Origin of the sequence: Nostoc sp. LEGE 12447 (genome assembly GCF_015206985.1) — a bacterium.
GTDB lineage: Bacteria > Cyanobacteriota > Cyanobacteriia > Cyanobacteriales > Nostocaceae > Nostoc.
In genome coordinates this window covers 1-15,000 of the sequence record NZ_JADEXT010000062.1, presented here as the reverse complement: position 1 = coordinate 15,000, position 15,000 = coordinate 1, and the positions used below count along the sequence as shown (strand labels likewise).

The following is a 15,000-nucleotide window of genomic DNA, read 5'->3' as shown; positions in this document are numbered from 1 at the left end:
CTCGGCCCTAGCGCCCGAATCCCAATTGCAAATATCGAGGAGGACCAAATCCTTTGCAGACGACTTATATAAAGAACGGGGTATTGTAAGGGGCAGAGTAGACTTGTTTCTACGATCCTCTGAGATTAAGCCTTTGTTCTCGTGATTTCTTCCCACTCTTTTCTACTCTCTCTCTCTCTCTTTCTCTTTTCTCTCTTTTTTTATTTATTTATTTTTATTTATTTATTTATTTATTTATTTATTTATTTATTTATTTTTTTCTTTCGATTGCTTATTTTTTTTATTTTTTTTTGCAACTCATATTCGAGGGTTCGTCAGAACCGATCGAACGTTATGACCCTTTGGACTTTGGTTTTTTATTTATCAATTATTATTATTTATTATTATTATTTATTATTTAGTATTTTTTATTAAAAATTTTTTTTTATTGACTTGGTATTTTTTTTTTTTTGTTTGCTTCTTCTTTTTTTTTTTCTTTCGCTTCGATTCAATCGTTTTTTCGGTTTTTTTTTTTTTCTCTCCCTGGGTTTGAGGGTTTGTCCCTTCAAACGCCTCTTTGGCCTTCATCGGTGGCCCTTTTCGTTTGCCTTCATGTCGATGCTTTCGTTTGGTCGGTCGATTTCGACGACCGACGCGAACGACCTTGTTTTTTTTGCTTCGACCGATTTTCGAGGGTCTACCTTCAGGGTTGATTGGCTGCGATGACTTCTCGACTTGGGGACGTTCGCCACTTGCATGGCGACGGCTTCGTTTGGTTTCCTGGTCTTTTCCGTGCTTAGTTGATTGGAATAAAAAAAAACCTGTTGATGGCTGTGATGTCGATCGTCTTCGTGGGCTGCCGTGCACACCTCCATTGCAACTCTCATCATCATCGGCAGTTTTCTGCTGAAAAAACAAAAAACTTGTTCGATTTTTAATTTTTTTTTTAATTTTGATCCAGTCACACCATCGAATTTTTTTTTTTTTGAAATCTTCTCACTTTTCGACCAAAGTGTTACCGCCACTTCTTTGGCATTTTCCCTCAACGAATTGATGCCCCTCGCTCGTCCTCTCATTTCTCCTGATTTTACCCACATTTCCCAATGATTTTCGGTGCCCAAATGCCACTCATTTCCGAATTTGGCTCCTGCCGTCCGATTCGACGCTGCTGTGCCACGCCATCCACACCAACGGTGAGCACTCGGGCTGGTGAGTGTGCGGAGGCCTTCTGTCGACGGAATGATGGAGGAGGGCCTGAGAAAAGTGCACCCCATGGTCCCCAATCATTGTTTTGGGCCCCTGTTGGTGGGTCCCAACCTGATGCTGCTCGGCGGAACCAACCACCACCTCCGAGTGCCAGGGTGTTGGGGATGGAGCTGATGTGCACGGTTGGTCGGTTGGCGCATTCTGTGCTCGAAGAAGGCGTGCACAAGTTTTTCGCTCATTCCTTGTGAGGGCCACAACTGTCCAACGCGACGCTGCTGAAGGGATCCATCCACATCGCCTGGGAGCCTGCACGTAGTTGCGTATGGTCCCACCTTCTGTCGGCTGAATGGGTCACAAGGGCCATGGAAAAATGCCTCGATCATCTTTTTTCCCAATCATTTTTTTTTTCCCAACAAATTTTAATTAATAAATTCCAAATGGACGTTGCCACTTACCATTTTTGGTGACACCCACGTGCACACATGCATAGGGGATCGATTCGTTTGAGGGTCTGAGGGGGACGAGATGCAAGGCGACTGCTGACCCCGCCGATGGGGTCACATGCCTGCCCACAGCCCCCCTGCCTGGCGGCGATGCGTTTTGACGTGCCACTGCCGAGCTGCGGTTGCTGTTCGCCTTCTTTGAGGGTTCATTCGTTCCCACTCTGGTGGGCGACTCCTTTGTTGGGCCTCTGGAGGTCGACGGGTTTGGGATGAAATGAAATCGTGGACCTTTGAAGCGAAGGTGCGCAGCACCACATTGCATGGCCGCGGCTGCAACAGGTGTGATGGATAGCCCACATGTGTGCGCATTGGTGGCCGTGATTGGGGCTCACCAATGTGCCCGCGACCTGAGAAACATAAGGATGGAAATATATCTTTTCTATTTATAAAATTTTGTATTTTTTATTTTTTTTACAAAAAAAGTTATGTGTGGGCAGAACCCTCAAACTGCTTTTTGCTCGTCATCACGTCGCACGGCCGCGGCCAACGCGCGTCGGTTGGATGGTACGTCGGACAGGCACTCGCATGGCCTTGTCCGTATCCAATCGATGTGCCCGCCGCACCGGCAATCTGCAACTCGAGGGTCCGTGCATCCGTTCATCATCAAACTCTCGAAACACCAGAACGAGTGCATGTCACAAACGATGAGCACATCATGCCAGACCCTTCGTGGGTACCACGGAGGCCGCGTCTGCAGGGGTCCCATGCGTTTGTTCATCCAGAGAAGATAATGATATTGAGGGGGAAAAAAAAATCATATGAGAAGCGAACACGGCGAGGCCCATCTCCGCACGACCCATCGCATGGCCGCGACCAACCCAAACAATATCGGTACCCCCGCACGCATGCGCGCCCACTGGCCTGGTCAGGTCCGACGAATGTGACCGCGAGCCGAGAAAGTCGGCCCCCAATCCGTCGCACCCACGCACACGTTTTTCAGTGTGGCTTTGAGGGTCCACTGTGCCCCCACGACATTGACCCTCACACGGGTCAAATCACGCCACGAATGTCGAGCGCGGTGCGCGCAACGCCCTCCGCGTGCGCTCGTCGCACATCGACATCAGGTTGCACCGAGCCGGCCATCACAGAATCGGTGTGGGGAAAACGATCCATGGGGAGACCCGTATCCGCGCAACGGGTTGCACGGCCGCTCCCGTCTCACGCGAACCAGGTGGGCCCAGATGTGTCCTCACTCGTGGTGAGATATGGGCCCATGAATGTGCCCGCGAGCTGAGGAAGTCCCCTCCCCATCCCCCCCCCATGCACACTCCCACACGCACACATTTTCAGTGGAACTTCCTGAGGGTCCGCCGCGCCCCACAACGTGCACCCCCACGTGGACCAACACATGCCATGGATGACGAGCGCACTGCGGGCATCCCTGCGCGCGTGGGCTCGTCGCATGATGATATCACGTCGCACCGAGCTGGCCAGGTCCATTGGTGGGGGGGGGAAAAAATATGTGTGCACTTTTTGGGTGGCACGTCTCTGCGTGACCAGTTGCATGGCCGCTGCTGATTCATGTGAAACGGATGGGCCCACATGTGTTCTCGCTCGTCGCAACATCGGGGCCCACGAAAGTGCCCGCGAGCCGAGCAAGTCCCCTCCCCATCAGCAAACAACACATGAATTTTCGGTGGATTTTTTTGAGGGTCCACTTCCCACCGCCATGTGGACCCTCGCATGGGTTGACACATGCCGCTGATGACGAGTGCACCGTGGGCATCTCTCTGCGCGTGGGGTCATCGCGTGATGATATCGCGTCGCACCGAGCTGGCCAGGTCCATGTGGGAAAATATGTGCGTGTACTTTTTCGGTGGCACGTCTCTGCACGACCGGTTGCATGGCCGCTGCCGTCTCAAGCACAACAGATTGACCCAGATGTGTCCTCGCCCGTGGCGAGATTGGGGCCCGCGAACGTGCCCGCGAGCCGAGGAAGTCCCCTCCCCATCTCCAAAGACACACGCGTCCACATTCGGTGGATTTTTTGAGGGTCCGCCTTCCACCACGACGTGGAGCCCCGTGTGGGCGAAAGCACACCGAGATTGCCGAGCGCGGCGTGGGCGAAACCCTGCGCGTGGGCCGGTCGTGTAATGATATCGCGTTGCGCCGAGCCGGCCATCGCCAAATCCGTGTGGGGAAAAAGAGTTCGCATGGGGAGGCCCAATTCCGCACAACGCATTGCCTGGCCGCGGCCATCCCAAGCGATATCGATACCCGCACATTTGTGCTCCCTTGTGGCTTGACTGTGGCCATCGAATGCGCCCGCTGCCCCAGAAAGTCGGCTCCCCACACACACATTCTTCAGTGGGATTTCCTGAGGGTCCGCCGTGCCCCGTGACGTGGACCCCCACGCGGACCAACACATGCCACGGATGATGAGTGCACTGCGGGCATCCCTACATGCGTGGGCTCATCGCATAATGGTGACGCGTTGCGGCGGGCTGACCAACTAGAATCATTTGCACAGGTTTTGTACAGCACCTGAAAATGGGGAGGCCCCTATCCGTGCAACGGGTAGCACGGCCGCGGCCATCGCGAGCGATATCGATACCCCCACATTTGTGCTCCCTTGTGGCTTGACTGTGGCCGTCGAATGTGCCCGCTGCCCCAGAAAGTCGGCTCCCCAGGCACACACATTTTCTGTGGATTTTTTGAGGGTCCACTTCCCACCACCATGTGGACCCTCGCATGGGTCGACACGCGCCACAGACGACGAGCGCACCGTGGGCATCTCTCTGCGCGTGGGCTGGTCACACATTAGTATGGCATTGTACCGAGCCGGCCATCACAAAAGTCCATTGTGAGGAAATCAACGATTTATGGGGGAGGCCCATTCCTATGCAACGGGTCGCATGGCCGCTGCCGTCTCAAGCACAACGGATAGAACCAGATGCGTTCTCGCCTGTGCTGAGATTGGGGCCCACTGATGTGACCGCGAGCTGAGAAACGCCCCTCCCCATATCCCCTACACACACACACATTCAGTGGATTTTTTGAGGGTCCACTTCCCACCACGCCGTGGACCCTCGCATGGGTCGACGCATGCCACAGATGACGAGTGCACCGTGGGCATCTCTCTGCGTGTGGGCTCATCACATGGTAGTATGGCGTTGCGCCGAGCTGGCCATCGCAAAGGTCCATCGTGCGGAAATCAACAATTTATGGGGGTGGCCCATCTCCGCACGACGGGTCGCATGGCCGCTGCCGACTCAAGCACAACGGATAGAAACGCATGTATCCTTGCTGGTGGCGAGATGGGAGCCCGCGAATGTGACCGCGAGCTGAGCAAGTCCCCTCCCCATCAGCAAACAACACATGAATTTTCGGTGGATTTTTTTGAGGGTCCACTTCCCACCGCCATGTGGACCCTCGCATGGGTCGACACATGCCGCTGATGACGAGTGCACCGTGGGCATCTCTCTGCGTGTGGGCTCATCACATGGTAGTATGGCGTTGCGCCGAGCTGGCCATCGCAAAGGTCCATCGTGCGGAAATCAACGATTTATGGGGGTGGCCCATCTCCGCACGACGGGTCGCATGGCCGCTGCCGACTCAAGCACAACGGATAGAAACGCATGTATCCTTGCTGGCGGCGAGATGGGAGCCCGCGAATGTGACCGCGAGCTGAGCAAGTCCCCTCCCCATCAGCAAACAACACATGAATTTTCGGTGGATTTTTTTGAGGGTCCGCCTTCCACCACGACGTGGACCCCCGCTCGGGCCAGAGCACGCCACGGTCGACGCGTGCACTGTGTGCATCGCTCTGCAGATGGGGTGGTCGCACGTCGATATCGCGCTGCACCGAGTTGGCCAGGTCCATGTGGGAAAATATATTTCTGTCTGTGTACTTTTTGGGTGGCACATCCCCGCACAACGCGTCGCATGGCCGCTGCCGTCTCACGTGCAACGGATGGGCCCATATGTACCCTCTCTCGTGGCGAGAATGGGGCCCACGAATGTGCCCGCGAGCCGAGCAAGTCCCCTCCCCATCTCCACATATGTTAAATGGAACTTCTGAGGGTCCGCCGTGCCCCACGACATTGACCCCCACGTGGGTCGAAGCACGCCGCGGATGACGAATGCAGCGCATGTGTCGCTCTGCGCGTGGGCCAATCGCATGATGATATCGTGTTGCGCTGAGCCGGCCATCGCCAAATCCGGGTGGGGAAAAAAGAGTCGCATGGGGAGGGCCATCCCCGCGCAACGCTTTGCACGGCCGCGGCCATCGCAAGCGATATCGGTACCCCCCACGCCTGTGATCCCTCGTGGCTTATCCAGGGGCTACCGATGTGCCCGCTGCCCCAGAAAGTCCCCTCCCCATCTCTCCCGCACACGCCACACGTGTTCGGTGGATTTTTTCGAGGGTCCACTTCCCACCACGACGTGGACCCTCGCGCGGGCCAGAGCACGCCACGGTCGATGTGTGCACTGCATGCATCGCCCTGCGCGTGGGCTGGTCGAACATCAATAACATGCTGCACCGAGATGGCCAGGTCCATGTGGGAAAATATATACATATGTATGTACATTTCGGGTGGCCCATCTCCGCACGACGGGTCGCATGGCCGCTGCCGACTCACGTGCAACGGATGGGCCCATATGTACCCTCTCTCGTGGCGAGAATGGGGCCTGAGAGTGTGCCCGCGAGCCGAGGAAGGCCCCTCCCCATCACCACCAAAAATGCACAAAATTTTGATCGGATTTCCCGAGGGTCCGCCGTGCCCCATGCCCTGGACCCTCACAAGGGCTGAAGCACATAAAGACTGACGAACGCGGTGTGCGCAACGCCCTGCGCGTGGGCTGGTCGCACGTCGATATCACGTTGCACCGAGCTGGCCAGGTCCATTGGTGGGGGGGGGAAAAAATATGTGTGCACTTTTCGGGTGGCACGTCTCCGCACGACGGGTCGCATGGCCGCTGCCGACTCAAGTGCAGTGGATGGACCCATATGTACCCTTGCCTGTGGCGAGATCGGGGCCTGTGAATGTGCCCGCGAGCCGAGGAAGACCGCTCCCCATCTCCAAATGCACGCACACATATATATTCGGCGGATTTTTTGAGGGTCCGCTGTGCCCCACGACATGGACCCCCACACGGGCCAAAGCACGCCACGAATGACAGGTGTACTGTATACATCACTCTGCGCGTGGGGTGGTCGCACGTCGATTTCGCGTCGCACCGAGCCGACCATCACGAGGTTCGTTCTCATGCTGACCGAGGATGGGGAGGCCCATCCCCGCACAACGGGTCGCACGGCCGCGGCCACCCCAACCGACATCGATACCCCCCGCATGTGTCCTCCCTTGTGGCTCGATCGGGGCCCACCGATGTGCCCGCTGCTCCAGAAAGTCGGCTCCCCATTTCCACACACACACACATTCTGTGGATTTCTTGAGGGTCCACTTCCCACCACAACATGGACCCCCACATGGGTTGACGCGTGCTGCTGATGATGAATGCACTGCATGCGTCGCTCTGCGCGTGGGATGGTCGCACGTCGATATCGCGTCGCGCCGAGCTGGCCAGGTCCATTGTGGGGGGGAAAAAAAATATGTGTACTCTTTGGGTGGCACGTCTCCGCACAACTGGTTGCATGGCCGCTCCCATCTCAAGCGCAACCGATTGGCCCGGGCGTGTTCTCAGCTGTGGCAAGGTTGAGGCCTGTGAATGTGCCCGCGAGCCGAGGGAGACCGCTCCCCACCCCCAAACACGCACACACATATATTCAGCAGATTTTTCTTGAGGGTCCGCCATGCCCCACGACATTGACCCCCACGTGGGCCAAAGCACGCCACGGATGACCAGTGCAGCGTATACATCGCTCTGCGTGTGGGCTGGTCACGTGTCAATATCGCGCTGCGCTGAGCCAGCCACCCCGAGGTTGGTTCTCATACTGACTGAGGATGGGGAGGCCCATCTTCGCACGACGCGTCGCATGGCCGCTCCCGACTCACGTGCAGCAGATGGGCCCATATGTATTCTTGCCCTTGGCGAGTTCGGGGCCTGTGAATGTGCCCGCGAGCCGAGGGAGACCGCTCCTCATCCCCAAACACGCACACACATATATTCGGCGGATTTTCTGAGGGTTCGCCGTGCCCCACGACATGGACCCCCACGTGGGTCGAAGCACGCGATGGATGACTGATGCACTGTGGGCATCGCTCTGCGCGTGGGGTGGTCACACGTTGATATCGCGTCGCACCGAGCCGACCATCGCAAAGTTGGTTCTCATGCTGACCCAGGATGGGGAGGCCCATCTCCGCACAACGGCTCGGACGGCCGCGGCCACCCCACGCGCAACAGATGGGCCCCACATGTCCCCTCCCTCCCCACACGACTGGGGCTGGCAATGCGGGCCGCGAGCTGCGGAAGATGGCCACCAAAGATCCCCACCCGCACAAACCGACATAGGAACCTGAGGGTCGGCCTTTCACCCCGATATCGACCCCCACGCGCGCCCATGCACATCACGGTCCGTGGCCGCATTGTGCGCGGCCCCTTGTGCGTGAGGCGGTCGCTCGCTGGAGTCGCATTGCGTGATCCGATCACCCCTGATGAACGTTCGTGTCGGGAAAAAAAAATGAATGGGGAATGGGAAAAATGAGGAGGGCGAGATCCGTGTGACGCGTCGCATGGCCGCGGCCGACTCACGCGCAATGTATTGCCCCATGGCTGCGTGACCCTTGAGGCCTGAAGAGAGCCGACGAATGTGACCGCGAGCTGTGGAGGACCGCTCCCCATATCCCTCCACACGCTCACACCATCCACTGAGGGTCCGCCATGCCCGCCGCCACGGGCCCCCAAGCGGGTCGAAGCACACCACGGCTGACGGGCGCAGCGTGCGCACGGCCCTGCGCGTGGGGTGGTCGCGAATGGACATCACGTCACAGCGAGCCGACCATCACAAAAAAGTTCATGTCTCTTCTGAAGAAAAAAAATTGTATGGGGAGCGGAAATGGGGGAGGGCCTTCTCCGTGCAATGGCTCGCATGGCCGCGGCCGACCCACATGCATTGGATGACCCCATGGGTGTGTCGTCCTTGGGGCCTGATCAGGTCCAACCAATGTGACCGCGAGCTGAGGACGTCGGCTCCCCATCTCCCACTCCCACACATACGAATGTGAGGGTCCGCCGTTCGCGGAATCCTCGACCCCCACGGGCCTCTGTGCACGCCGCAGTTGGTGGCCACATCGTGTAGGTCCCCCGGTGCGTGAGGCGGCCACGCATAAAAGTCGCACTGCAGCGATCCGACCATCCCAGTGTTTGTCAATTTTGGGGGGCGGGACGTGGCGAGGCCGGTTGCCACGCTGTGGGTCGCATGGCCGCCGCCGCCACACGCGAAACAGATGGCCCCAGGGTGTGCCTGATCCCGTGGGCTGACCAGGGCCGACGAATGTGGCCGCGAGCAGGGAAAGTCGGCTCCCCATCTCCCCCCACCCATTCGTCCTACAAGATCAGCCTGAGGGTCCAGCATGCCCACTGCCATGGACCCTCAGGCGGGCCAAAGCACGTCTCGATCGACCAACGCAGTGCGCGCGTCCATACGGGCGTGGGTTCGTCACACATCGATGTCGCGTCGCAGCCAGTCAACCATCCAAAAGTCCGCATGATGGAAATGTGTGGGTGACCGAAAATGGGGAGGCCCCTCTCCACGCAATGGGTCGCATGGCCGCTGCCACCCCACTCTCTTTCGATAGCCTCCCAGGCGCGCATCCTTTGGGCACGAGCGGGGCCGAGGAATGTGCCCGCGAGCAAAGGAAGATGGCTCCCCATCTCCCCCACATTACTCTTACGCACATCGATTTGAAGGTCCGCCGTTCGCCATGCCGTCGACCCCCACGGGCCTCTGCACATGTCGCGGTCCATGCCCACGTCGTGCACGTCCCCCGGTGCGTGAGGCGGTCACGCATAAAAGTCGCACTGCAGCGGTCCGAACATCCCAATGTTTGCCAATTTGGAGGGCGGGATGTGGCGCGGCCGGTTGCCACGCCGTGGGTCGCATGGCCGCCGCCGCCCCAAGCTGTTCGGATAGGCCCACATGTGTGCCCCCTAATGGGCATGACCAGGGCCGAGGAATGTGCCCGCGAGTCGAGGAAGACGGCTCCCCATATCTCCCCCATACAAATTTTTTTTTTTAAAAAAAAATAAAATTAATGAGTGCATGCTGGCCGAATATGAGGGCCCACCGTCCCCCATGCCCTCGACCCCAATGCTCACCCATGCACGTCGCGGTCCGTGGCCACACAGCGCGCATCCCCTTGTGCGTGAGGTGGCCACTGGTTGAGGTCGTGTTGTCACGATTCCATCAACCCGATTTTTTTTGAAAAAAATGTATGGGGAGGGGAAATTGGGGAGGCCCGCCTCCGTGCAACGCGTTGCATGGCCGAAGCCAACCCATGCTGTCTGGTTAGCCCCACATGCATGCTCCCCCATGGGCACGACCAAGGCCGACGAATGTGCCCGCGAGCCGCGGAAGACGTCCCCCCATCTCCCACCCACACACACACACACGCAAAACAGTGAGTCCGAGGGTCCGCCTTCCTCCATGCCTTCGACCCCCACGCGCACCCAGGCACATCACGGTCAACCCCCACACCACAGGCGTCGCTGTTTGCATGAGGTCGGCGCACATCGAGAAAGACTCGCTCCACCCGATGTTCATTCGTACATGCGATCGAGATGGCTCGATTTTGGAGGGTCTGGTGTCACCTCACCGTTGACTCCCATGTACACCAACTCACGAGAGAATGAATGCGTGCAGCATGCACATCGGTCAGCGAGTGAGGCCAACGCACACCAGGGTCGCGTCGCAGAGGTCCGTCCCACCCAAACATCCGAGCCAAAAAAATGTATGGCGGATGTGCTCGACATGGCGAGGTCCTTTGCCGCACAATGGGTCGCATGGCCGCCGCCGCCCCAAGCTGTTTGGGTAGGCCCACATGCGTGCTCCTCCATGGACGTGACCAGGGCTGCCCAATGTGCCCGCGAGCCGCGGATGATGGCCCCCCATATCTCCCATCCGTTTTTTTTTTTTTGTTAACCAAACTAATCTGACAGTGTAATTTTGGTAGTTTATAATATAAATCTGAACGCTTTAAAAGCACATTTATTTTAATTTGGTAGGTACGAAGTGCATTACTCCAACTGTTTATAGAAAGAAAAACTTTTTATGTAAACCCCGAATAACGAAATACAAGCACTCTTTGAATTTTTATTATTATTTGCTAACAAAATGATTATCTAGGTTATCCGGCGACGGTTCATGCGCTTCCGTTGGAGGACCACGACGCCAACAAGGGGGTCGAGCTGGAGAAGGTGGAGGCCGCCCTCAACTTCATCCACCACCACCGCACCACCTGCAACGTCTTCGTACATTGTCTCGGTGGCGTCAACAGGTGAAACATCAATTATTATTGTTGGTATTAAATGTTATTTAAAAAAATTATTATCCATTTTTGTTTACCGAATCCTACTTTTTTTTTTTTGTTTTATTTCCTTCCATGGAAGGATTGCAAAATAATATTTATTATTTATTAAATTAAATAGGGAAAATACTAAATTATATTAACGTACTTGTTTATCTCTACTTTCAGGTCGGCTGGAATAGTGACTCTGTATTTGATGAAGTTGAAGTGCATGTCGTGGGAGGACGCGTACATGGATGTCCAGAAGAGGAGGACCATCGTCGGAGTCCACGGAGGACTACAAAAGACTCTCACGAACATCGCCTATCGAAGCCAACTCATGTGGAAGGACTTTGAAAGTAGTGGAGGAGGTGAAGGAGGAAGTGAAGGAAGTGGAAATGGAGAGAAGGAAGAAGAAGAGGAAGGAAAGAAGAAGGAGGAAGAGGATGAGGAAGAAGAAGAGAACGAAGAAGATGGGGGAAAGGGAAAGGAAGAGCAGAAGGAATGAATATTATTACTACGATTTGTATTATTTTGGGACTTGATCTCCTATGCCTTTAAAATGAAACAATGTTATTATTTATCATAGAAATTTTTGATAGCAGGAAAATATTGATTGTCATTCAATTAATTTTTCGCATTATGGAAAGTGGCGGCGGAGGAGGGGGAGGGGGCGATGGCCAACAGCAGCAGCAGGAGAGGGTGGGCATATTCGAAGTGTTCCGCGTGGGTTCGGTGCCTCGATCCCAAGTGGAGGCGATGGACGAGGCCAGCGTGAGGAGGACGTACAGCCTCCTCTCCACCATCCCTTCCCTCGATCACCTCAAGTCCCTCCCTGCCGGTTCCTTCGAGCTCGCCACGGTTCCCAAAGAAGGTTACATATTGACAAATCACCACATAGATTTATTTTCAGTTATCTGTTAACATTTATTTAGAAAATGAATTATTTTGAACAAATGTGATCAATTATTTCTGCTACAAGTTTCCTACCAATTTCATAAATAATTAATTTTTACAATAACACTTCTTGGCAGGTCACATGGTGGTGGACAAGGCGAGCTTCCAGCAGATGGTCACCCGCGAAGTGCGCAAAGGGGTCGACACTAACTTGCGTCAAATGCGCGCTCAAGCCGACGAGCGACTTTTCAACGCCCACGACACTCTCGAGCGCGACCGCTTCGCCGTGGCCGAATTACTTAAGGCGGCGGTGGAGATCGAGCGGCGGCAGATCCGAGACCTGATCGAAAAGGGACGGAAAAAGAAACAAGAAGAGGTTGGTAGTGTGTCGAGTTCGTCTGGAACAGGAGGAGGGAACGAAGAGCTGTTGAGCAGTTTGGAACGGGTGCTCGACGATGGACAGCGCAAACTCGACGTCATCTTCACGAACCCGTTCTTCAGAAAGGAGGAGGAAGAGGAACCGACCACAAGCGGACAATAAAGAAAGCCGTCGAAGGCAATACGAAAGCTTCAAGTATAAAATTTTGTTTCAGAGTATCCGACACGAGAGGCACTTGGATTGGCTCCTCCTTGCAATAAAGGCGTGCTTTCATTTGCGGAGAGGTGTGGTGTCATGCCCGCGATCATCTCTTCCACCTGTTCCCTGTCCACTTCCACATGCTTCACAAAAAACTGCCCATGCACCGCTCCCACGTAATCGTCCAGTTCGATCGAGCCGGTCCTGCTTCCCAATCCATCGCTCTCCGTATCCTCACCTTCATGTACACCTCCTTCCTCACCACCAAAACCTTTCCGCCTCCTCGTCGTCTCCATTCCTCCTTGTTTATTCTCAACATCTGATGAACCTAACCGATGGACCTCTTCATCAGCCAAATTCGATGCCGTCCTCAACTCTTCGACTTTCTTCGCTGCGAGCATGGCGTCGATTTCATTGGCTGTTTTGCTCAGCACGTGCATCGAACCAGAGTCGAGGAACCAGAGGGCGATCACGATGATCACGCCGACGAAGTTTATCAATGCGAAGATGAGCATCGGCACCGCGTAGGAGCCGGTGATGTTGCGCGCCGTGCCGATGATCGTCGGAATGAGGAGAAGCGAAATCACGAACGTCACCCCCGCCAGCCCATACGCCGTCCCAAACAAATGCGATGGCACTGGTAAATAAATAAAATAAGAAATTTGTTAGAAATGCTGAACTATTCTTTGAATCAGCATTACAGCTAAGTATTAAAATCATTAAATACAAGGTTTAGTGTCAATTAAAACATTAATAAAACCAATTTTAAAAAATCCTTTCGTACCGACTAGAGCCATGGAAGCGCCGACGGAGGAGTTGAGGAGGGCGAACGCGGCGCCGATGAGCATCAGCCAAACGAAAGGATTCATCCGCTCCATCGAAAGGATAACGAACGACGCCGTCATCAAAAGACAGCACCCGAACCACACCTCCACCCGATGCCCTGTTTTTTTAAAAAAAAAAAAAATTAAATTTTTTAAATTTTTTTTGTAATTGGATGTTGTCAAAGCGTTAATGTTGGTCAAACTATAAAATGAAGACATGTCTGGGCTATTAAAATTGTTTAAATATTCATAGTCTTTTTTTTAAAAAAAAATAATTGTTGTTTACCTATTATGTCGAGGGCCCATCCGCCGACCGGTGCCAAGAGGACCGTCAAATTCATCGCCCCGATAACAAGTCCCGCAACCTCGGGAGTATAGCCTGAAATTATAAATATATCAAAATTAATACAATAATAAATACAAATCGTCTAGTAAAAATATATTCTAGATATGCTAAAAATTACAAGGTATCCTATCGCTCGAGAAATAATATAATAGAGTATGCTAATATAATATAATAATAACATAATATTATGTAATAATAAGATAATAGTACGTGCCTGCGGATTCGACGAGGAAGAGAGGGCCGAAGGACATGGCCATGAAGATGGAGCACGTGGTGAGGCAGTTGATCAAATTGAGGCACCAGTAGCTCGCCGAGAAGCTCTTCACGTCTGCCAATCGCATCTTGCTTCCAGTTGCGCCCACCATTTTAACTTGAATTTTTTTTAAAAAAATAGTTAAGTTAACAATTTGACTACTAATATTAGTTTGAGTAGATGATAGAAACAGCGTTTTTTGTTTATGCAGATAAAATTACATGAGCGAATATAATTTTTAAACATAAATATAATTGTTTTGTGAATTGTACGATACCTTTGAGAATTTCTCTTATTCGGGGCCGGTCAATTATCGCGTAGACCGAACACGTCAACAAACTAAATGCCGGTACGCTGGAAAAATAATATTATCTGCTGCTCGATATTTTTAATATTCCAAAATTACATCATTATATAATATTAAATATGTAATTTTTTGGTATTATTTTAATAAATAAATAAATAAATAAAATAAAATAAAATGAATAAATAATAGGGTACGGTACCACCAGGCGAACATGAATGCAGTGAGAACGCCTCTCTTCGCAATTTGTGGTAACAGTGTGAACGCAACTATATCATCCATGAATTAAATCAAGATTTTTTTTCATGACCATTCTTTGCAATAATAAATACAATAATCACAATAATAATAATTCATATCACAAATATTGCAGCTGACTGGATAAGTACCTGCGTTTCCGATCTGGCCCCAAACGTTGCTCATCGAAAACGAAAGGTTGAGCCAAAATCCTTCCATGAAATTCTGGCACTGTATAAAAAAAAATAAATCAGCTTGAGAAATTAATCACAAAGTAATTGAATTATTACAATACCTTTTGTTTGTTTTATATTAAAAATACGTTATAATTAATATAATAAATATAAAAAATAATACAAACCAGTATGGCTTGCATGGCGATGAGGAGGGGTTCGCCGAATCCGACGCCGACGCGCGCCACGGCCATGATCGCAAAACTTTTTTCGTTTACGCCGTAAACAAGAGCT

The 15,000-nt window shown here is 53.1% G+C and carries 5 protein-coding genes; 3 read left to right on the top strand and 2 right to left on the bottom strand.

Going from position 1 to position 15,000, the window contains the following annotated elements; translation table 11 throughout:
• Positions 1-393: 393 nt before the first annotated feature.
• Positions 394-897: a hypothetical protein gene (locus tag IQ274_RS32815; protein ID WP_194144790.1), complete on the bottom strand. Its 504-nt coding sequence runs from the start codon at positions 895-897 to the stop codon at positions 394-396.
• 10,451 nt (positions 898-11,348) lie between these two features.
• Here IQ274_RS32815 and IQ274_RS32810 point away from each other — a divergent pair.
• The 3 genes from IQ274_RS32810 to IQ274_RS32800 all read left to right on the top strand — a co-directional run bounded on the left by IQ274_RS32810 (position 11,349) and on the right by IQ274_RS32800 (position 12,533).
• Positions 11,349-11,603, top strand: a complete 255-nt coding sequence (locus IQ274_RS32810; RefSeq protein WP_194144789.1) for a hypothetical protein — start codon at positions 11,349-11,351, stop codon at positions 11,601-11,603.
• 62 nt (positions 11,604-11,665) lie between these two features.
• Positions 11,666-12,019 carry a hypothetical protein gene (locus IQ274_RS32805; protein ID WP_194144788.1) on the top strand — a complete coding sequence of 118 codons (354 nt, stop codon included), beginning with the start codon at positions 11,666-11,668 and terminating at the stop codon, positions 12,017-12,019.
• A gap of 103 nt (positions 12,020-12,122) precedes the next feature.
• Positions 12,123-12,533, top strand: coding sequence for a hypothetical protein (locus tag IQ274_RS32800; protein ID WP_228058542.1), 411 nt, complete (start codon positions 12,123-12,125; stop codon positions 12,531-12,533).
• Between the two features lie 29 nt (positions 12,534-12,562).
• Here IQ274_RS32800 and IQ274_RS32795 read toward each other — a convergent pair whose 3' ends face one another.
• On the bottom strand, positions 12,563-13,207 hold the full coding sequence (locus IQ274_RS32795) for a hypothetical protein (RefSeq protein WP_194144786.1): 645 nt from the start codon (positions 13,205-13,207) through the stop codon (positions 12,563-12,565).
• Positions 13,208-15,000 lie beyond the last annotated feature (1,793 nt).